Below are 19,705 nucleotides of genomic sequence, written 5' to 3'. Positions count from 1 at the left end.
TTTATTGTTTTTTAGAGGCTACAAAGGTACTTTATTTTAGGGATGCAATGGCATTTGCACATTTTTGTCCATCAATGGCTGCGGATACAATTCCTCCCGCATAACCAGCGCCTTCTCCACAAGGATACAATCCTTTGATTTGAGGATGCTCCAATGTTTCTTTGTCTCGAGGAATTCTTACAGGGGAAGATGTACGAGATTCTACACCCACAATCACAGCATCATTGCTTAAATAACCGCGCATTTTTTTTCCAAATTCGGCAAACCCTAATTGCAATCGTTTCCCAATTTCTGTTGGAAGCAATTCATGCAACGGTGCCGATTGAATTCCGGGTTGATACGAAACATCGGGTAGGAGTGGTGATAGTTTTCCGTTCACAAAATCTTGTAATCGTTGTGCCGGAGCAACTTGTCCGTTGCTTCCTCCTGCTGTATAAGCCATTTGTTCCAAGGCTTGCTGATAACGCAAGCCTGCTAATGGCCCTTGTGATTCAAACTTTTTATAATCTTCGGGTTCAATGGTTACCACAATACCGGAATTCGCAAACGGATTGTTTCGTTTGGAAGGCGACCAACCGTTAGTAACTACTTCACCCGGTTCAGTGGCGCAAGGAGCAATAATTCCACCGGGACACATACAAAAGGAGTACACGCCTCTTCCCATGGCTTGATGCACCAAGCTGTATGAAGATGCTGGGAGAAAATCACGTTTTTTTGCCACTTCATTTAAAGTGCAATGGTATTGCAAGGAGTCGATCAACGCTTGTGGATGTTCTACGCGAACACCCATGGCAAATGTTTTTCCTTCAATTAAAATGTTTTTAGAATGGAGTAATTCAAAAATATCTCTGGCACTGTGACCAGTAGCTAAGATGACTGAATCGGCAATAAATTCAGTTTTTGTAGCTGTTTCTAGTTGTTTGCAAACGACTCCTTTTATCGAGTTGTTTTTTACAATCAAATCAATCACATGTGTGTTGAAATGCACTTCGCCACCATTGTCGATTATGGTTTGGCGCATCGCTTCAATAATTTTCGGAAGTTTGTTGGTGCCGATGTGTGGATGCGCTTCAATTAAGATAGTATCATCAGCTCCATGCGCCACGAACAATTCCAAAACTTTTGTTATATCTCCACGTTTTGTGGAGCGGGTATACAGCTTGCCATCACTGTAGGTGCCGGCGCCACCTTCTCCGAAACAATAATTCGAATGTGGATTTACGGTTCCTTCTTTGTTGATGGCGGCTAAATCACGTCTTCTATCTTTAACTGTTTTCCCTCTTTCAATTACGATGGGTTTCATTCCCTTTTCAATCAATTCGAGTGCCGCGAACAATCCTGCTGGTCCGGCTCCAATAACAATCACTGGCGTTTGGGAAGAAACATTGGAATAGTTGATTTTGTAATTCGGACGTTCAGGCATTTGTTCGTTCACATAGACCTCAATCTTTAAATTGATTTTTATGTTGCGGGAACGTGCGTCAATCGAACGTTTAAGGATTTTAATAAAAGTAATGTTGGATTCGGGAAGGTGTAATTGCTTTGCAGCGATTGATTTTATTACACTATCGTTGGTAGCCTCTTCCGGAGAAAGGACTAAGTTGAGTTCGTTTTTCATTGTTGTCAGGCACGTGTTTATCGTGCAATGTATGACAGGTTTTTAATCTGTCTTTTTTAATTTATTTTTCATTTTTTTATTCATACACAGGTTAAAAACCTGTGGTACTTTATCCTTCAAACGTAATTGAAATCAAAAATACTTTTGAGTTCAATTTATTGATGGAGTTGGAATAAATGGTATTGTCTTTTATTAATAAGTCTCTGGTTCCAATGCTCAATTTGCCTTCAATTGCAAACTTAAAGTATTCCAGATAAAACTCTGCTCCGGCACCAATTTCGTAGCCAAAATCATCGCGTTTGAGTTTTACAATTTGTTCGTTAGGGTCGGTGCTGTTAACGGCTTTTCTTTTGGATGCCAAATCTAAGCTATAGCTACCACCCGCTAAAATATATGCACCAAAGTTGCCAAGCCGTTTTGAACGTAATTTTAAATCCAACGGAAAATTTAAAAAGGTAGATTCAATGGTTTTTTTTCTGACGATGGTATCGAATCCTTCGAATGAATATTGGAGGTTACGTTCAGCAAAAGATAAATTAGGTACAAAACGAAGGGTGATGTATTGGTGTAACATTAATTCGGAGACGATGCCGAGGTTAAAACCAAATTTAGGTATGGATACTACACTTTTAAGTGTATCAAAACGTTCGAAATGTGGCGCTTCGTGAATAATAAAATTGGCGCGGTTGACACCAATCGTAAATCCAAAATTCATCCGTTTTTTATAATACGTTGGCAGATTTCCACGGTGGTCTTGCGCAACAGCACAAAAGGTGCTCAGCGCCAAGGTGAGAATAAAACTATATTTTAAAATCGATTTCAATTTTGCTTAATATGAACGTAAAAATAGGGTCTTTATTTTATTTTTTTGCAATATATATCGATGCGATTCCAAATGATACCGGAATAGCCTTTGTATCTTTGAATCCGGCTTTTTTTAGAACAGCTAAAAAGTCTTCACCATCCGGAAATGCTTTTACGGATTCCGGTAAATAGGTGTAAGCAGAACTGTCTTTTGAAAATATCTTTCCGATTGCAGGAGTAATGTAGCGGAAATAAAAATGATAGATTTGTTTTATTGGAAACGCTTTGGGTTTTGAAAATTCAAGGATGGCTACCATTCCGTTTTTATTCAATACACGATAAATATCGTGAATTCCTTTTTCCAGATTTTCAAAGTTACGTACCCCGAAACCTACGGTAATGGCATCAAACGAATTGTTTTCAAAGGGTAGGTTTTCTGAATCACCTAACTTCAATTCGATTTTATTTTGTAATCCCAGTTTGTTAATTTTTTCAACACCAAATTTGAGCATTCCTTCTGAAATATCTACACCAACTACTTTGTCGGGATTCAACTTCATTGCTTCAATCGCAAAATCACCGGTGCCTGTTGCGATGTCTAAAATGGTTTTAGGGTGAACTTCTTTTAATAAACCAACTGCTTTTCTTCTCCATCCTTTATGAATGCCTAATGAAAGTAATTGATTCAGGAAATCGTATTTCGGAGCAATGTTGTTGAACATGGTCGCAACCTGTTCTTTTTTGCTTGTAGTTAAATCTTTGTATGGGGTTACTGATTGGCTCACTGGTTAATTAGTTAATTTGTTCACTAGTATGCTTTAAATTGGAACGCAGATTTTTATGATCTTCAGGATAAAAAATGATTTTTTCTTTGTGCTTTGATTTTTTATATGATTTATAAGCTTCGCTTATTGATTTATTTAACTATTGCCAACTTTTTATAATTTTAGTTTCAACGCTTCTTGCAGCAACTGTTTTTTATCGATGGGCACAACGCCTACTTTTTCACAAACCAAACCTCCTGCTAAGTTGGCCAACGTAGCTGTAGTAACCGGAGAAAGTTTAGATGCTAAACAAAGTGCAGCTATACTCACAACGGTATCACCGGCACCGGAAACATCCGAAATGTTACGAATATGAGCAGGTACGAGGTTTTTTGATTTTGCACTGTGGATATACACTCCTTTTTCTGAAAGTGTAATCAATGCGGTTGTAATGTTTTGTTTTTTGATAAAACCAGCGACTACTTTGTCTAATTCTTTGATGTTGGTATGATCAAAATCCATTTTCAACCCTTCTTTCAATTCCTTCAAATTTGGTTTAAATAAAGTAACTCCGGTGTACGCCATGAAGTTCTTTTTCTTTGGATCTACAACAGTCGGAATGCCTTTTTGTTTCGCCAATGCAACCACATTTTTAATTAAATCCGGAGTGATGGTACCTTTGTCGTAATCTTCAAAAATAATCACATTGATTTTTTCGCTAGCAACGAGTTTTTTTATTTCAGAAAACAAAGCGGTGTTTTCTTTTGTATCAATGTTGCTTTCAATTTCTTCATCCACACGCAACATTTGATGGTTGCTACTGATCACTCTTGTTTTAACAGTCGTGATGCGTCTTTTACTTTTGATAATTCCTTTATTCGAAAGTTTGTTGCCTTTAAGTAAATCTAAGAAAACTTTGGCTCCATCATCCTCTCCGATTACGGAGCAAAGGATGGGGTTGGCACCCATTGCCTGAATATTTAGTGCAACATTGGCTGCACCACCCAAACGGTTTTCTTTTTTATGGATGGCAACAATGGGAACAGGTGCTTCGGGTGAAATGCGATTCACATTTCCCCACATATACGCATCAATCATCACATCTCCAATGATGAGCACATTGAGTTTGTTAAATGCTTTGAATGTATCCTGAATCGAATTCATTATTGTTCTTTTGTTTCTTAAGAATAGGTTGGTTTACGCTAATTTTACCAAGGTATCTTTGATTCTTTTCACCGCTTCAATTAATGTTTTTTCAGCAGCAGCATACGAAAAACGAATACAATTGTCATCACCAAAAGCATCACCTGAAACCAATGCGATGTTTCCTTCCTCTAACAAGAACATACTTAAATCGTGTGAGTTTTTAATCGTGTAACTCTTATACGACTTACCAAAGTAGGAAGAGATGTCGAAGAAAATATAAAAAGCACCATCCGGAGTGGTTGTTTTTAAGCCCGGAATTTCTTTTAAAAGATTTAAAACAATGTCTCTTCGGTTTTTGAATGCGTCTCTCATTTCGTAACTCACTTTCGGATCAGCTTTCACAGCTTCCAATGCAGCCATTTGAGAAATAGAGGACGTTCCTGAAGTAAATTGACCTTGCATTTTTTCGCAGGCATCGGCAATCCATTTCGGAGCACCGATATATCCAATTCTCCATCCGGTCATGGCATACCCTTTTGATACACCATTTACCGTAATAACGCGGTCGTAAATAAAATCAAATTGCGCAATGCTTTCGTGTTTGCCAATGAAATTGATGTATTCATATATTTCATCAGAGATGATGTAGATGTCGGGGTATTGAATGACAACCTCAGCCAATGCTTTTAATTCTTCTTTATTATAGACAGAACCACTTGGATTGCAAGGGGTGCTGAACACAATCATTTTTGTTTTAGAGGTAATCGCTTTTTTGAGTTGCTCCGGAGAAATTTTAAAATTGGATTCAACAGAAGTAGGGATTGTAACGGGAATACCTTCTGCTAATTTAATCGTTTCGATATAGCTCACCCAATATGGGATGGGAACAATCACTTCTTCACCCGGATTAACTAAGCTGAGAATGATATTTGCAATCGACTGTTTTGCTCCAGTAGAAACAATGATTTGGTCGGGTGCATAGTTCAGATTGTTATCTCGTTTAAATTTTTCTGAAATCGCTTTCCGTAAATCGGGATAACCGGCAACGGGTGAGTAGCGAGTGATATTATTATCGATTGCTTTTTTTGCAGCTTCTTTGATAAAGTCCGGTGTATTGAAATCGGGTTCCCCAATACTCAAGCTGATGATGTCTTTTCCTTGCGCTTGCAATTCGCGACTTTTTTTCGCCATTGCTAAGGTTTGTGATTCTGCTAGGTTCTTTATTCTATCAGATAATTTGCTCATAATAATTAATTAGCGTTTAGAGAACACAAATCTACTAAAATTGTGTTATGCAAGCGAATAAATGAGATAAGTGGTTGTTTTTTAATGTTAAATTATTCATCACTACTATCACCATTGTATAGATGAAAACCAATGCTGGCAATCACAAATGGTGAAGAGAGCGATGTTTTGGGAGAATTGCTCAGTAGTTTGCCATTATATCGCCATTTAGAACTCGAGCAATCAAGTAGATAGCCGCCCGAAATATTGAACGAGAAAACACCTAAATTCATACGAAAATTGAGCATTGCATTTAAAGTAGGGGCAGAGTTTCGATACACCCTATAATCGCCTTCATTAAATGCAAATGCCGTTGAGTCAGGATTTTGAGTCTTTAATACTTTTAATTTAAGCTGCTGAAATCCCAATCCAACAGTTGGAGATAAATCTAAAAATTCATTTTTATAAAATAGATCAATGCCTAAATTTAATGTATATGAAGAACCAGACAGTCGTAGTCTGATTGAGTCATTTGCTTGTAAAGACACCGCTGGTGTCCAATTTGCATAGAAAGACCAATACATTCTTTCTATTGCCCTTGCTGAAAGTTCTATGCCTACAGACTTTAATGGACTATCAATTTTATTATAATTAGGTTGATGAAAGTAGTTGTTAAGTGAAGAAAAATTAATGTATTGGAAGGTGCCAAGGAAACAGAGATTTATTGCATCATTTGTATGGTAGTTGTTTTGACGCCCATGTCCTGTTAAACCATATTGAGATGCATAATTTAATGAATCAATATGGGTACTCCCGTTAATACTGTCTCTTTTAAATAATATTCGCGTTTGGGTAGCATAATTATATTCGGCACACTTCGTCACTTTCCTTTCAATCGTTTGTTTTGTATGTTCTTCAAATTCTAGCCAAATACCTGTAGGTTCGCCATTCACAAATTGACCTTTTTTCTTTATGTATTTACCGTTATAATCATACTCTTGCCATTCTCCATTTTTTAATCCATTTTGATAATTCCCAATAATTGAAGTATCCCAGCGAGGAATTTGCTTATAATTATCTTCTGAATCGTAATCAAAATATTTTTTGTACTCATAATAATTCCCGGTATATTCTCCTTCCCACAATTTATTGCCTTCCTTATCAAAATACACCCAAACACTATCCGGGGTGCCATTCTCCAAACATTTTCCTTGCCATTTGATTTTGCCATTGTCGTAAAATGCGGTGTATAATCCAGCCATCGTCAAGGTTTTCGCATATCTTTTTTTGCCTTCTTCTCGCCAAAAATTATCCTCCCAATGTTCCTGGGAAATTGCTTTTGTGGCAATCAAAATGAAGACAAGTAGTACTATTTTTTTCATGGCTTTTTTTTGTAAAGACGCATTTCTCGTAGATGGTTGTGTCTTAGTCGGCTGTTGGCAAATTGTATTTTGCCCAATCTTCTTTAGCCGGTCCGTACAATCCCGGAACCATCAACCCTGCTTGACGCATCAATACCGTCAATTGCCCACGGTGGTGCGCTTGGTGTTTTATTAAAACAGAAAGTGTAACTCCATTTTTCCAGTTCTCCCCATACATGTTTTTTTCTTCCAATAACGATGCATCTGTCCACTGTTTTTGAACCTGCTCAGTAACAGATTTTGCCGATTGTTGGTAAGCCTCGATTATTTCTGTAATGGTTGCTGGAGGTTTGCTGTGTTCATCCGGACCGGTTACCATTAATCCTGCCTTGTTGAGCATTTCATTTAGGGTGATGGTGATGTGCCAAGCCAAAACGGCAATACTTCTCACATTTTCATGATCTTTTTTGTTTAAGCCATCGTTGGTGATGTGCTTAAAAAGGTTCAGTGTTCCTTTACTTTCGTATCCCCAATCGGTGATAAAATCTTCAATTTTTCTATACATAGCTCTTGGTTTTTAGTGGTGCAAGTTTAATTAAAATAATGATAGTCAGGATGCATGAATGAATATCTCTTTTGATTTACTTATTCTCTAAAAAAATGCGATATTTAGCCTTTGAAAATGAATTAAGCCATACAATTTATGAAGTCAAAGAATTGGCTGTATCTTAATCAGATTTCAGCATTATTCATGAATACATAACCTTATAAACAAAAGAACTATGGATCCACTTTTTGAAATTATAAAATACTTTTGCCTTCGGCCATTGTGTTTTTAACGGCTTATTATCTGGTAAAAAACTTTTTGGACCATGAAAACAGAAAACGCACGGTCGATTTAAAATTGGCGAATCAAACCGTCATTACACCCATTCGTTTGCAAGCGTATGAGCGCGTAATTTTGTTTTTAGAGCGCATCAATCCAACGAGTATGGTGATGCGAATGAACAAAACAGGAGGGGCGCAAGATTTTCAAAGTGAAATATTAAAAGCGGTGCGTACCGAATTTGAACACAATTTATCACAACAGATTTACATGAGTACCAAGTCGTGGGATGCTGTTGTAAAAGCAAAAGAAGAAACCATTAAATTAATTAATGTGGCAGCTACCCGAACAACAGCGCAATCTTCAGCAATGGAATTGGCGCAGGCGATTGTGGGTGTGTCTTCCCAATTGTCGGAATTACCAACAAAAGCGGCCATCGATTTTATTAAAAAGGAGATTGGGAAAGAATTTTAAGTTAAATAAGTTGAATAGGTGAATTAGGGAAATGGGTAGAACCAAATTAACTTAATTCACCTAATTAACGAATCAACATATTTTTTATGGAAGAAAAAGAACGCAAAGACAAGTTTTTAACGGATTCAGGAATTGAAATCAAACGGGTATACTCTAAATTGGAGGTGCCGGAAGAGCAACCGGGTGAATTTCCTTTTACAAGAGGTGTGCAGCCAACCATGTACCGCAGTAAGTTGTGGACAATGCGTCAATATGCAGGATTTTCAACAGCTGAAGAGTCGAACAAGCGTTATCACTATTTGTTGAACAACGGTACCACCGGATTGTCTGTTGCCTTTGATTTGCCAACTCAAATTGGGTATGACAGCAGTCATGATTTTGCAGATGGTGAAGTTGGTAAAGCCGGTGTTGCAATTGATTCGTTAAGAGATATTGAGATTTTGTTTGATGGAATTAAGTTGGAGAACATTACCACTTCCATGACCATCAATTCAACGGCTTCTATTTTGTTGTCAATGTATATCGCTTTGGCCAAAAAGCAGGGTGCTGATTTAAAGAAAATTTCAGGAACCATTCAAAATGATATTTTAAAAGAATATGCAGCACGCGGAACCTATATTTATCCTCCGAAACCGAGCATGCGCATCATCACCGATATTTTTGAATATTGCAGCAAAGAGGTTCCAAAATGGAATACCATTTCTATTTCCGGATACCATATCCGTGAGGCGGGTTCAACGGCTGTTCAGGAGTTGGCTTTTACCCTTGCAAATGGTAAAGCATATCTTAAAGCAGCAATAGATAAAGGGTTGGATATCAATGTTTTTGCAAAGCGACTTTCGTTTTTCTTTAATGCCCATAACAACATGTTTGAGGAAGTGGCGAAGTTCAGGGCAGCTCGTAGAATGTGGGCAAAAATCACCAAGGAATTGGGAGCAACCGACCCGCGTGCACAGATGTTGCGTTTTCATACTCAAACAGGTGGTTCAACCTTAACAGCTCAACAGCCACAAAATAACATTCCAAGGGTAACCATTCAGGCGATGTCGGCTGTATTGGGCGGGACCCAAAGTTTGCATACCAATGGATTTGATGAAGCAATTGCTTTACCAACGGAGGAAGCAGCTAGAATCGCCCTAAGAACACAGCAAATTGTGGGGTATGAAAGTGGTATTACCGAAACAGTAGATCCGCTGGCAGGTTCTTATTTTGTGGAAGCGTTGACCAATGAAGTAGAGGCTGCGGCATGGGATTATATTCACAAAATTGATGCGATGGGAGGTTCTGTGGCAGCAATTGAGCAAGGATATATGCAAAATGAAATTGCTGCATCGGCTTATAAATACCAAAATGATATTCAAACCGGAGAAAAGATTATCGTTGGTGTAAATAAATTCACCAGCGAAGAAGCGCCATTAAAAGATATTTTTACGGTAGATGATTCCATCCGTCAGTTGCAAATCGACAAAATAAACAAGGTGAAGTCGGAGCGGGACAATGAGAAAGTAAAAGCAATCCTTTCGAAATTAGAGTCGGATGCAAAGGCAGACGTTAACCTTATGCCAACTATCTTAGAAGCGGCTGAAAATTATGCTACTTTAGGGGAGATTGCGGATACTATGCGCGGAGTGTTTGGTGAGTTTACGGGATAAAAATTAAGATAGACCCTGAATTCGGTAACCTTTATTGTTTTTTTTCGTCTATGTAATCCTAAGAAATTGAAGCTCCGACCTGTATGATTAATAGATTATTCCTTTCGTTTGTTGTCTCAATTTATCCGTTTTTTTCCGTTGTTTATTCTCAAACAGGTCCTGCAGGTGTTGGAACGAATACAACCTCTGTGAATCAAATTAGATTTTGGGTTAAAGCAGATGTTGCTGTATTTAATGATGCAGGAACAACACTTGCTTCCAATACAAATTTGGTTCAACAATGGAATGATCAATCGGGATTAGCAAATAATGCAATTCAGCTTACGGCTGCAAGGAAACCAAGATATATTACGAATGCAGTAAATGGTTTACCTGCATTGAGATTTGTTGGAACAACCTTTATTACTGCTACTGCTTTTCCTGGAATAGCTAACAATGTGGGTTATACTTATATCGTTGTATTTAAAGACACTTCATTTGTTGCAGGAACTCAAGGTGATGGTGCCGGAGATTATATTATTGATAGAGGATTGCCAGGGGCAGAGGCGAATGAATTATGCAGTTTTAAAGTTAGCAATACCAATAGGTATGGCTTCCAGAAAAGAGATGGTGGCGGAGGTGGTCTTGGAGGGCCAGTTAGCACGTCCACTGTGAATACCGCTTCTTATCAAATTATAAACTATCGACAAATTCCGGGTGCTACAAAAGTGTACGATCTTTTTGTGGATGGAACTTTAGAAACTACCGTGTCTTCTGCTGATGCTAATTATGTGCCTCCGGTTCCTCAAATCGGTCACCACTATCAGCCGGCTCTTGGTGGCATGAAAGGTTATATTGCTGAGGTGCTTGTGTATAATTATAATTTAAACAATGCGCAGATTCATATATTGAATAGCCATTTGGCTGCAAAATATGGATTAACAGTCGCAAACGATAAATATGCTGGAGACACTCCTGCAAATGGAAATTATGATTTTGAGGTTGCAGGAATTGGAAGAGAGGCATCTGCAACAGCAATAAATACAACTTCTTCTTCTTCTGTTAGTGGAGGTTTAGAAGCAACACAAGGTGGTGTTACTTTTGAAAACAATGAATATTTAGTTTATGGCCATCAATCAGGTGCAAACGGAATGAATTTTTCAGATATCGGTGGAATGAGTGCCGGTTCGTGGGTTGGTCGTTGGGAGCGAATTTGGTATCTCGATTTTACGCATATTGGTGGCACAGATGAAACCGTTAATTTAACCTTTGATATCAGTGATGGAGGGATGGGATCCCCATCAGCTTCTACTGCCTCAAATTATAAATTACTATATCGATCGGGACTTTCAGGCAGCTGGACAGAGTCAGCGATTGTTCCTACACTTTCAGGTGATAGAATTACGTTTTCCGGTTTGGTTTATAATACCTTTGGTGATGGTTATTATACAATCGGAACGCTTGATAATGCCGTTAGCCCTTTGCCGATTGAACTGCTTAATTTTTCTGCAATCGCCTGTGGGAATGAGGTTTGTGTTGAATGGACAACTGCATCAGAATCATCCAACGATTATTTTACTATTGAGAAGACGCTGGATGGCATCAATTATATTCCTTTTGTCACTTTAAATGGTGCAGGAAACAGTACCTCTGTCTTAAATTATTCAACGAAAGATAATACCCCTTTCGATGGCATGTCCTTTTATCGTTTGAAACAAACAGATTTTGATGGAAATCATTCGTATTCACATTTGGAGAAAGTGATTTTTGCGGATGAAAATGCTACTTCCTTCGAATTACTACAGAACCCTTCAGATGGAACACTGATTGACGTCTTAATTTCTGGTCGTGAAGATGAAATGAAAATTGTGATTAATGATGCCTTGGGAAAAGATTGTGGCTCAACAACGATTCGTATTAAAAATGCGTCTCAAGAAAGATATTCAATAGCCCCATGTAGCAGACTCGCTTCCGGAGTTTACTATGTTACAGCCACTTCGAAGAATCAGTTTTTTTACAAAAAGTTGATTGTAAAATAGGTTTTTCTTGTTTTTCTCAGGGTTCAAGAGTTTTTAACATACGAATAGTGATAATTCACCTCAGTTTATTGTTTTGCGCAACCTTTTTGATGTAATTTCGTCTAAAGATTGATTTTGGATTTACAGAATTTTATGAAAAAACCACTACTCCTGTTTTTATTTTGTTTTTTATTTTTTAAACTCCTTTTCTCAAGAGGAGAGTACGATACAACGCTTTGATAATGGGTTTTTATATACCATTAAATTAGGTGGGGTTGACAATTTCGTGAAAGCGAAAGAAATAGCGTTTACACTTCAAGAAAAATTTAAATTCTTCCTCATTTTAATGATGTAACAGATTGTTTCGAGTTTTATTCAAACGAAACGGTTTTGGAAGCAGACTTTAGAAAAGATTTGACCGATAGAGGGTATGTTGTTGACTTGTTTGTGATGAAGGCTTGTGCTCCATGTGAAATTAAAGAGCAGGAACAATAATCATGAAAAAACTATTCTTAATCCCCATTGCTTTATTATCAATTAATCTTGCATTTTCTCAAGGAGATTGTACTTCCCAGGTTGCTTTATGCAGTGGAGGTGTTACCGGAACATGCGCCAATGGTTCGAATGATGCTGAGTTGGTTGTCGGAAACAGAGGCTGCTTGACAAGTAATGAGTCAACTAATAGATCCTATTGGTACAGTGTCTGTTTTTCTACCACAGGAACTTTTCAATTTACTTTAAATCCAAATGGAGGGAGTAACGACATGGACTGGGGAATGTGGGGGCCAAATCCAACCTGTCCGATTTCTACTACAACTGCACCAATAAGATGCTCTTATGCAGCTGTTGGTGGTTCTGATAATACCGGAATTAACTCAGCCAATAATGCTCCAGCTACTGATTTAACGGAAGGCGCAGCCGGAAACCAATGGGTGCAAGATTTAGCCGTTACGGCAGGTCAATGTTATTATATATTAATCAATCAATACGGTGGTGGAGGGAACACCTTTTCAATTACCACCGGTGGTACAGCAACAGTAAATTGTGCAACGGCACTTCCAATGGAGTTGCTCAGTTTTGATGCACATTTGAATGCGGATAAAGTGGAAGTCACTTGGACAACTGCTTCTGAGACCAACAATGATTATTTTACCATTCAAAAGAGCAAGGATGCACAAATTTTTGAAGATTTATTCCAAGTAGATGGTGCCGGAAATAGTACTTCCATCATCAATTACTTTGATATGGATAGAAGTCCGTATGAAGGATTATCGTATTATCGCTTAGCTCAAACCGATTACAATGGTTTTGTTTCTCATTCAAATATTGTTCCGGTTGAATACCATCCTAATGGAGAGTCGTCCATTAATTTGTTCCCTAACCCTTTAGATGAAAGTGCTATTTCATATTTGGAATTAAATCAATTCGGTGAACAAGAAGTATTGGTGGTTTTAAGAGATGTGCTCGGAAAAGAATTATTTACGAAAGTCATAATCACAAAATCAAACAATGAGCTTGTTGCAATTAATCAAGATGGGAATTTACCGAAAGGAGCTTATTTGATTACTGCATCTAGCAACAATAAAATATATAGTAAACGATTAATTGTAAAGTAGGGACGTTTTTATGAGATTGAAATTAAATGATATTCTATTCGGTACAATATTTATTGGTGCCTTGATAATTTTTATAATATCGATTTACAAAATATACTTGTAGGCTTTTTATTTTTGTTGCTCTTCTACAATTACAAAGATATCTTCATTGTCGCGTTTCATTAAATATTCTTCACGCGCAAATTTTTCAAGTGTTTTCGGATTGGTATATAATTCTTTCAGGCTGGAGGTAATGCTATTTATTTCTTTTGCAAAGTAATTTCGTTCTTCTTCTAATTTTTTTACCTCTTTTCTGAATTCCAATTGTGTGCGCAGATCGTTTTTGTCAAAAAAAACAACCCAAACCGTTAAAAGAACAACAGTAATCAGGTATTTATTTTTTAAAAGAGTAAGTGCTTTTTTCATTTCAATGCTTAATTTAGACAAAATTAATGTGTTTTTGGCCGAAATATTGCTCGTTTGAAATACGTTATCAACTAAAAAATTAACAATATGCAAAAAGGTCTTTCATTTTTAATCGCTTTACTAATTTCATATACGGCCACAGCCCAATCATTTAAAGTAACACAGCAAAAAGCAACTCGTGTAAAATCTGCTTATACTGAAAAATGGGAAGGCTTAAAAGCAGAATTGAAAAAGAAGGACATCAAGGAAAATTTTGAACTGTTTATCCGAGTGTTTAAAGAGGAGAAAGTGCTGGAGGTGTGGTTGAAATCGCTGGGAGAAAAGGAATTTAAATTATTTAAAACCTATGCCATTTGTGCTTCTTCTGGAGAATTAGGCCCCAAACGCCAGCAGGGTGACGGACAGGTGCCGGAAGGGTTTTATAATGTAGCGGTATTTAATCCGTATAGCAGTTATCATTTATCCTTAGGAATTAACTATCCCAATGCCAGCGATAAACTAATCGGGAAAGGAAACTTGGGTGGTGATATCATGATTCATGGTAGTTGCGTTACGATTGGCTGTATGCCTCTTACAGATACCTACATTAAAGAAGTGTATGTTTTAGCTGTGGAAGCAAGAAACAACGGACAACAAACAATTCCAGTTCATATTTTTCCGACACGTCTGAATGCCAGTGGAATGAGTTTCTTGGCAGAAAAAAATGCGAAACACCTCGAATTTTGGAAAAATATCAAAGCCGGATACGATTATTTCGAAAACAAAAAGCAATTACCCAAAATTACCACCGATAAATTCGGGAAATATCTGGTTCCTGAAAAATAATGATAATCAGTCTGTTTCTATTGATATAAAAGAGATTTGTTCTTTTTTACTTTTCTCCGACTGCAAATAAAACAAGTTTTTTGCACTTGCATTTGCTGCACATGAGCTACTATATTTGATTAAATCAAAATCTCTCTCGCATGCAACAAACAAAAAAAATCTGCATCACCATTTTTTCTAAGATTGTGATTTCAGTAATTGTGTAACCCCCAATTTTAAAGTTAGTAATACATCCATGCAACAGAAGCCGACTCCAATCGGCTTTTGTTGTATTTGCAAGTAATTTGGTCTATTTTTGATTATATAATAAAACTACTATGGGAAAATCTACTAAACACCTCAGTTTGAGTATCTGCTTTTTTGTTGTATCACTTTTTGCAGTGGCAGTTCCGGCAACCATTACTCAGTTTATAAAAATTGATCAATTCGGTTATAAAACCACCGATCAAAAAATAGCGGTCATCAGTGATCCGCAAATTGGGTATAATTCTGCTTTTTCTTTTGCTCCCGGCACAACCTATCAAGTTCGAAACTGGATAACCGATGCAATTGTTTTTTCTGGAGCAATCACTGTTTGGAACAGCGGTGCAACACATGCACAATCCGGTGATGTTGTTTATTGGTTCGATTTTTCATCGGTGGTAGCACCGGGTAGTTATTATGTATTTGATCCAACAAACAATGTTGGATCGTATCGATTTGAAATCAACGATTGTGTGTACAATGATGTATTAAAAATTAGTATGCGCATGTTTTATTATCAGCGTTGTGGCTTTGCTAAATCCTATCCCTTTGTCGATACCGGTTATGTAGATGGAGCGAGTCATTTAGGAACTCAGCAAGATTTGGATTGTCGATTGTATTCATCACCAACAGTTGGAACGTCTAAAAATCTTTCCGGTGGCTGGTACGATGCGGGCGACTACAACAAATATGTAAATTTTACCTGGAGCACCTTGTGCGATATGCTCTTGGCGTATGAAGAAAGACCAAGTGTTTGGGCCGATGATTACAACATTCCGGAGTCAGGAAATAGTATTCCGGATATTTTAGATGAGGTGAAGTATGAATTGGATTGGTTATTAAAAATGCAAAATTCAGATGGTTCTGTATTAAGTGTGATTGGTGGTGGAGGTGCGAGTCCGCCTTCGGCTGATGGCACAGCCAGAAGATATGGTCCTGCCAATACTTCAGCAACATTATCTGCCGCAGGTATTTTTGCATTAGCAGCCAAACAATACAATGCCATTGGAATGACCACCTATGGAACAACTTTACAAACAGCTGCGATAAATGCATGGACATGGGCAAACGCTAACCCGAGTGTGACCTTTTACAATTCAGGCGTTTTAGCTGCAGGTGAACAAGAGTTGGATGCCTACGGAACCTTGTGCAGAAAATTTGGAGCAGCAGTATATTTATATGCATTAACCGGTAACACTACCTATCGAACATTTGTAGATGCCAATTACAATAATATCCATTTATTGATGTGGACATTTGCGTATCCTTTTGAAGGCCCTGAACAAGATATGTGTTTGTATTATGCAGCTTTGCCAGGAGCTACGGTTTCGGTTCGTAATGCAATTAATGCAGCGTATACCAATTCGTTAAGTGTCTGGAATGCGGATAATCTTCCAGCATACACCAACAGCACCGATGCGTATCGTGCGTATTTGAACGATGGCAATTATACGTGGAACAGCAATCAAACAAAATCGAAGCAAGCGAATATGTTTCTTGCCATGAATCGGTATAATTTTGATGCGGGAAATGCAACCAACTATACCAATGCTGCTTCGGGCTTCTTACATTATTTTCATGGTGTCAATCCCAATTCAAAAACCTATTTGAGTAACATGTCGAAATTTGGTGCAGAAAACTCTGTTACTTCTTTTTATCATAGCTGGTTTCATGACGGAAGTGCTTTGTGGGATGAAGTTGGTGTTTCAACATATGGACCGGCTCCGGGCTTTATTCCGGGCGGAGTAAATCCTTCGTATGATTGGGATGGTTGTTGTCCGAGTGGCTGTGGTAGCGCAGCAAACAATGCGATGTGTGTAGCTGAAAGTTTGGATCCGCCCAAAAATCAGCCGATTCAAAAATCATGGAAAGATTTTAATACCAGTTGGCCGGTTAATTCATGGACCATCTCCGAAGCCGGAATCTACACCCAAGCTGCCTATGTGCGTATGTTGTCGAAATTCGCGACCAATCCCTGTGTGATTACAACAGGTGTGCAACAACTTGCCGCAACTACCGGTTTGGTGGAAACACTGTATCCTCAACCTGCTGAAAATAAAATTGCCGTGAAATTTTATGGTCATGAAAATACAGCTGTTTCAATTCACGTTGTAGATGTAAATGGCAAGGAAGTGTTGAATCAACAGGAAGTGATTGGTTCAAACAGTTTGTTGGATATTGATGTCACAAACCTTTCTTCCGGAATCTATTTCATTCGTTTTGTGACGAACAATCAAGTGGAAGTAAAGAAAATGGTGAAAAATTAGAACTGATATTTTTCAAACTCACTCAGTTTGTTTAGATCCTGAGAGGTTTGACCGTTTTCGTTTGTACTAAAAACACTTATCCATTTCGCTCCGTAAATAATTTCTTCGTGGGTATACGAATAGCGTGTGAATACATTTTGTGAGAACGTATCATCGAATCCGTTTAACGAAATCATAAATTCTACATCTGCTTCTTTCATATCATTGGCAGTCATTCCAAATAGCGGACTGTTTTCATCAATTGGGTGATTGATGGTCCATGTCATCGGAAAGAAAATAATGTTTTTTAATTCCAATTCGAGCGGTCTGAATCGTCTGATGAGTTGTCCGTTTTCATTTTCAAGTTTGGCAACGGTTACTCTGCAGTTCATATCTGAAATTTGACTGTTACGCATTTTGTTTGCCAGACGAAACTGAAAAGCTTTTCCTTCCTTAAAAGGAGCAATAATGGCATTTTTGCTAAACATGAGATGGGCAACAGGACGAGAAAAACGCCCGTAAAGCAAACCGGTCGCCAAGGCAAAACCAAGTAAACCAACCAACGATTCAATGGCTGCTATGGAGCTGGTGAGGTTTCCAACGGGTGATATGCGTCCGAATCCAACGGTACTAAAGGTTTGTGTACTAAAATAAAAAGCTTCTAAAAACTTATCTGCTTCGGTGGTGGCTTCTACACCTTTTAAACCTTCAATGCCGGTGAAATAATATATGGTGGCAAAAATTAAATTGATGAAAATGAAATATATGAAAACGATGGTGTTGAATTTTCTCCACGACATGGACACTAGCGCATGATAGATGCTGAGAGAACCCCATTTGGAAACCTCGATTCGGTCCACATTGAAGGAGCCATCTTTATTGATTAATCGGGATTTTTGTTTGGATGTTTTTGTTCCGAATCCTAATTCGTTGGTTTCTGCTTTTTTCGACATGGTCTCTACTAACAATTTAAGAATTCATTTGTTTAGTAGAACAAATATAGAATTAATTGATAATTTTGTCTATCATTTGAACTCGTTATATGGAATATATTGGTGATAAAATAAGTATTAAAAAGATTGACAACGAAACCAGCATTGTTATTCTTTCATCTGTTGACAAGATGAAGAATCGGATGTTGTTTTTGTGGTTTGCCTTGTGGACCTTGGGTGGGATTGTTGTTTTTGTAGAATATTTTTTAATTCCGGATGAACAAACACGTGTTGCGATTATGGTGTGGTTAGGATTTTGGGCGTATTTTGAATATAAAATATACAAAGCGGTGATGTGGCGTGCGTTTGGTGTGGAGAAAATTAAATTGCGTGAACGAAAATTGTTTTACAAACGGGACGTGAGAGGACGAGGGAAAATACTTGTTTATGAATTTGATTTTATAAAGGACTTTCGAATTGTTGAAACCAAAGAAAATTCTTTTTTTGAAAATTTGAACAATTCCTATTGGGCGATTGCAGGAGAAAAATTAGCGTTTGATTATTACGGGAAAGAAATAAAAATGGCCTTACAAATTGATGAGGCATCTGCGAAAGCACTATTCAAATTGATTAAGAATAAGATGTAGTCTTATCTTTTAAAGCACTCACGATCCTTTCGTATTCAGGTGTTTTAACATTTACCTTGGCTCCAAGTTTCACAACATATTCGGTAAGCGACCGATATTCCGTTTTTCCTCCTTTTAGAAAATCACTGTGCATGGACGAAGTTGTTTCATAAGGCATTCGCTCCATGGTGGCCATTGTTTTTTCAAAAATCGTTTTTGGTAAAACAATTTTTGAGGCTGTTGCAACCGCTATGAGTTCATTCAGTAGGCGATGGGTAAGTGCTTTGTGTTCCTCGTTTTCTAAAACCGGACCAATGGCTTTGTTTAGGTAGCTGGTGATACTGGCAACAACCGAGATAAAGATGAATTTTTCCCAAATGGTTTCTTGACTATTTTCAGAAAGGTGTGCATCAATTCCTGCATTTTTTAAAAGGTTTAAAAAGTCGTTTAATGCAGCAGGATGTTCATTGGAGCCAAAATATAAACTGTGAATTTTTCCTCCTTCGGTAATCACTCCGGGTTCGGTAAGTCTTGAAATAATATATACACAGCCATCCCAAACAATTGCGTCTGGCAAAATCGAATGAATAATAGATTTTGCATCAACGCCATTTAGCAATGGAAGAATTATGGTGTTGGGGTGGATGCATTCTTTCAGTTGGAGAATGCTTTCAGCCAAATCATAACTTTTAACGCAACAGATTAAATAATCAATTTTTCCAATTTCTTTAGGATCGTTTGAAACAAGATGAGGGAAAACGATTTTCTCGTTTTGTGGGGTAATGATTTTTAACCCTTTCTCTTTGATGATCTTTGCACTTCTTTCGCGGGCAATAAAAATGATTTCTACATTTTCAGAATGCAGATATTTTTCAGCAAGCAATCCACCGAAGTAGCCACCAACTGCGCCAATTCCAAGGATTGCTATTTTTGTTTTTGGCATAGG

General features: G+C 37.7%; 17 protein-coding genes. 7 read left to right on the top strand and 10 right to left on the bottom strand.

Going from position 1 to position 19,705, the window contains the following annotated elements; all coding sequences use genetic code 11:
* Positions 1 to 31: 31 nt before the first annotated feature.
* The 7 genes from IPP64_09450 to IPP64_09420 all read right to left on the bottom strand — a co-directional run bounded on the left by IPP64_09450 (position 32) and on the right by IPP64_09420 (position 7,482).
* Positions 32 to 1,618, bottom strand: coding sequence for an FAD-binding protein (locus tag IPP64_09450; protein MBL0329624.1), 1,587 nt, complete (start codon positions 1,616 to 1,618; stop codon positions 32 to 34).
* A gap of 109 nt (positions 1,619 to 1,727) precedes the next feature.
* Complete coding sequence (locus tag IPP64_09445; protein ID MBL0329623.1) at positions 1,728 to 2,441, bottom strand: PorT family protein; 714 nt, start codon at positions 2,439 to 2,441, stop codon at positions 1,728 to 1,730.
* A gap of 37 nt (positions 2,442 to 2,478) precedes the next feature.
* Entirely contained in the window at positions 2,479 to 3,144 is a 666-nt protein-coding gene (gene ubiE / locus IPP64_09440) for a bifunctional demethylmenaquinone methyltransferase/2-methoxy-6-polyprenyl-1,4-benzoquinol methylase UbiE (GenBank protein ID MBL0329622.1), read from the bottom strand.
* A gap of 216 nt (positions 3,145 to 3,360) precedes the next feature.
* Complete coding sequence (locus IPP64_09435) at positions 3,361 to 4,350, bottom strand: D-glycero-beta-D-manno-heptose-7-phosphate kinase (protein ID MBL0329621.1); 990 nt, start codon at positions 4,348 to 4,350, stop codon at positions 3,361 to 3,363.
* A gap of 33 nt (positions 4,351 to 4,383) precedes the next feature.
* Positions 4,384 to 5,577: a pyridoxal phosphate-dependent aminotransferase gene (locus IPP64_09430; GenBank protein MBL0329620.1), complete on the bottom strand. Its 1,194-nt coding sequence runs from the start codon at positions 5,575 to 5,577 to the stop codon at positions 4,384 to 4,386.
* Between the two features lie 92 nt (positions 5,578 to 5,669).
* Entirely contained in the window at positions 5,670 to 6,938 is a 1,269-nt protein-coding gene (locus IPP64_09425) for a hypothetical protein (GenBank protein MBL0329619.1), read from the bottom strand.
* 43 nt (positions 6,939 to 6,981) lie between these two features.
* Entirely contained in the window at positions 6,982 to 7,482 is a 501-nt protein-coding gene (locus IPP64_09420; GenBank protein ID MBL0329618.1) for a DinB family protein, read from the bottom strand.
* Between the two features lie 249 nt (positions 7,483 to 7,731).
* Between IPP64_09420 and IPP64_09415 the strand changes: the two genes are divergently transcribed.
* The 4 genes from IPP64_09415 (at position 7,732) to IPP64_09400 (ending at position 13,482) form a co-directional block, all read left to right on the top strand.
* The gene (locus tag IPP64_09415) at positions 7,732 to 8,217 is read left to right on the top strand and encodes a hypothetical protein (GenBank protein MBL0329617.1); all 486 of its coding nucleotides are present in this window, start codon (positions 7,732 to 7,734) and stop codon (positions 8,215 to 8,217) included.
* An 86-nt stretch (positions 8,218 to 8,303) separates the two neighbouring features.
* The gene (locus IPP64_09410; protein ID MBL0329616.1) at positions 8,304 to 9,869 is read left to right on the top strand and encodes a methylmalonyl-CoA mutase family protein; all 1,566 of its coding nucleotides are present in this window, start codon (positions 8,304 to 8,306) and stop codon (positions 9,867 to 9,869) included.
* 83 nt (positions 9,870 to 9,952) lie between these two features.
* Positions 9,953 to 11,887 (top strand): T9SS type A sorting domain-containing protein, encoded by a 1,935-nt coding sequence (locus IPP64_09405; GenBank protein MBL0329615.1) that lies wholly within the window; start codon positions 9,953 to 9,955, stop codon positions 11,885 to 11,887.
* 476 nt (positions 11,888 to 12,363) lie between these two features.
* A complete protein-coding gene (locus IPP64_09400) occupies positions 12,364 to 13,482 on the top strand; it encodes a T9SS type A sorting domain-containing protein (GenBank protein ID MBL0329614.1) in 1,119 nt (372 codons plus the stop codon).
* A gap of 108 nt (positions 13,483 to 13,590) precedes the next feature.
* Here the strand turns inward: IPP64_09400 and IPP64_09395 are convergent, their stop codons facing one another.
* Positions 13,591 to 13,887, bottom strand: a complete 297-nt coding sequence (locus IPP64_09395; GenBank protein MBL0329613.1) for a septum formation initiator family protein — start codon at positions 13,885 to 13,887, stop codon at positions 13,591 to 13,593.
* Positions 13,888 to 13,974: 87 nt separating this feature from the next.
* On the opposite strand from IPP64_09395, the gene IPP64_09390 reads away from it, so the two are divergent.
* Together IPP64_09390 and IPP64_09385 are read left to right on the top strand one after the other, a co-directional pair.
* Positions 13,975 to 14,712 carry a hypothetical protein gene (locus tag IPP64_09390; protein MBL0329612.1) on the top strand — a complete coding sequence of 246 codons (738 nt, stop codon included), beginning with the start codon at positions 13,975 to 13,977 and terminating at the stop codon, positions 14,710 to 14,712.
* Positions 14,713 to 15,029: 317 nt separating this feature from the next.
* Positions 15,030 to 17,222, top strand: a complete 2,193-nt coding sequence (locus IPP64_09385; protein MBL0329611.1) for a glycoside hydrolase family 9 protein — start codon at positions 15,030 to 15,032, stop codon at positions 17,220 to 17,222.
* Here IPP64_09385 and IPP64_09380 read toward each other — a convergent pair.
* On the bottom strand, positions 17,219 to 18,154 hold the full coding sequence (locus tag IPP64_09380; GenBank protein ID MBL0329610.1) for a hypothetical protein: 936 nt from the start codon (positions 18,152 to 18,154) through the stop codon (positions 17,219 to 17,221). The genes IPP64_09385 and IPP64_09380 overlap by 4 nt on opposite strands.
* 89 nt (positions 18,155 to 18,243) lie before the next feature.
* On the opposite strand from IPP64_09380, the gene IPP64_09375 reads away from it, so the two are divergent.
* On the top strand, positions 18,244 to 18,780 hold the full coding sequence (locus tag IPP64_09375) for a hypothetical protein (GenBank protein MBL0329609.1): 537 nt from the start codon (positions 18,244 to 18,246) through the stop codon (positions 18,778 to 18,780).
* Here the strand turns inward: IPP64_09375 and IPP64_09370 are convergent.
* Complete coding sequence (locus IPP64_09370; GenBank protein ID MBL0329608.1) at positions 18,764 to 19,702, bottom strand: 2-dehydropantoate 2-reductase; 939 nt, start codon at positions 19,700 to 19,702, stop codon at positions 18,764 to 18,766. The two genes, IPP64_09375 and IPP64_09370, sit on opposite strands and share 17 nt — an antisense overlap.
* Positions 19,703 to 19,705: the final 3 nt, after the last annotated feature.

It is taken from the genome of Bacteroidota bacterium, from assembly GCA_016722565.1.
GTDB lineage: Bacteria > Bacteroidota > Bacteroidia > 2-12-FULL-35-15 > 2-12-FULL-35-15 > 2-12-FULL-35-15.
Note: the sequence above shows the minus strand (reverse complement) of the source record. Positions and strands in the feature narration are given on the sequence as shown.

Excerpts from the sequence above, each read along its gene's own strand:
- IPP64_09425 (MBL0329619.1), bottom strand. The coding sequence starts at position 6,938 with ATGAAAAAAATAGTACTACTTGTCTTCATTTTGATTGCCACAAAAGCA.
- IPP64_09375 (MBL0329609.1), top strand. The coding sequence starts at position 18,244 with ATGGAATATATTGGTGATAAAATAAGTATTAAAAAGATTGACAACGAA.
- IPP64_09430 (MBL0329620.1), bottom strand. The coding sequence starts at position 5,577 with ATGAGCAAATTATCTGATAGAATAAAGAACCTAGCAGAATCACAAACC.
- IPP64_09395 (MBL0329613.1), bottom strand. The coding sequence starts at position 13,887 with ATGAAAAAAGCACTTACTCTTTTAAAAAATAAATACCTGATTACTGTT.
- IPP64_09385 (MBL0329611.1), top strand. The coding sequence starts at position 15,030 with ATGGGAAAATCTACTAAACACCTCAGTTTGAGTATCTGCTTTTTTGTT.
- IPP64_09410 (MBL0329616.1), top strand. The coding sequence starts at position 8,304 with ATGGAAGAAAAAGAACGCAAAGACAAGTTTTTAACGGATTCAGGAATT.
- IPP64_09380 (MBL0329610.1), bottom strand. The coding sequence starts at position 18,154 with ATGTCGAAAAAAGCAGAAACCAACGAATTAGGATTCGGAACAAAAACA.
- IPP64_09400 (MBL0329614.1), top strand. The coding sequence starts at position 12,364 with ATGAAAAAACTATTCTTAATCCCCATTGCTTTATTATCAATTAATCTT.
- IPP64_09370 (MBL0329608.1), bottom strand. The coding sequence starts at position 19,702 with ATGCCAAAAACAAAAATAGCAATCCTTGGAATTGGCGCAGTTGGTGGC.
- IPP64_09450 (MBL0329624.1), bottom strand. The coding sequence starts at position 1,618 with ATGAAAAACGAACTCAACTTAGTCCTTTCTCCGGAAGAGGCTACCAAC.
- ubiE (MBL0329622.1), bottom strand. The coding sequence starts at position 3,144 with ATGTTCAACAACATTGCTCCGAAATACGATTTCCTGAATCAATTACTT.
- IPP64_09390 (MBL0329612.1), top strand. The coding sequence starts at position 13,975 with ATGCAAAAAGGTCTTTCATTTTTAATCGCTTTACTAATTTCATATACG.
- IPP64_09420 (MBL0329618.1), bottom strand. The coding sequence starts at position 7,482 with ATGTATAGAAAAATTGAAGATTTTATCACCGATTGGGGATACGAAAGT.
- IPP64_09405 (MBL0329615.1), top strand. The coding sequence starts at position 9,953 with ATGATTAATAGATTATTCCTTTCGTTTGTTGTCTCAATTTATCCGTTT.
- IPP64_09435 (MBL0329621.1), bottom strand. The coding sequence starts at position 4,350 with ATGAATTCGATTCAGGATACATTCAAAGCATTTAACAAACTCAATGTG.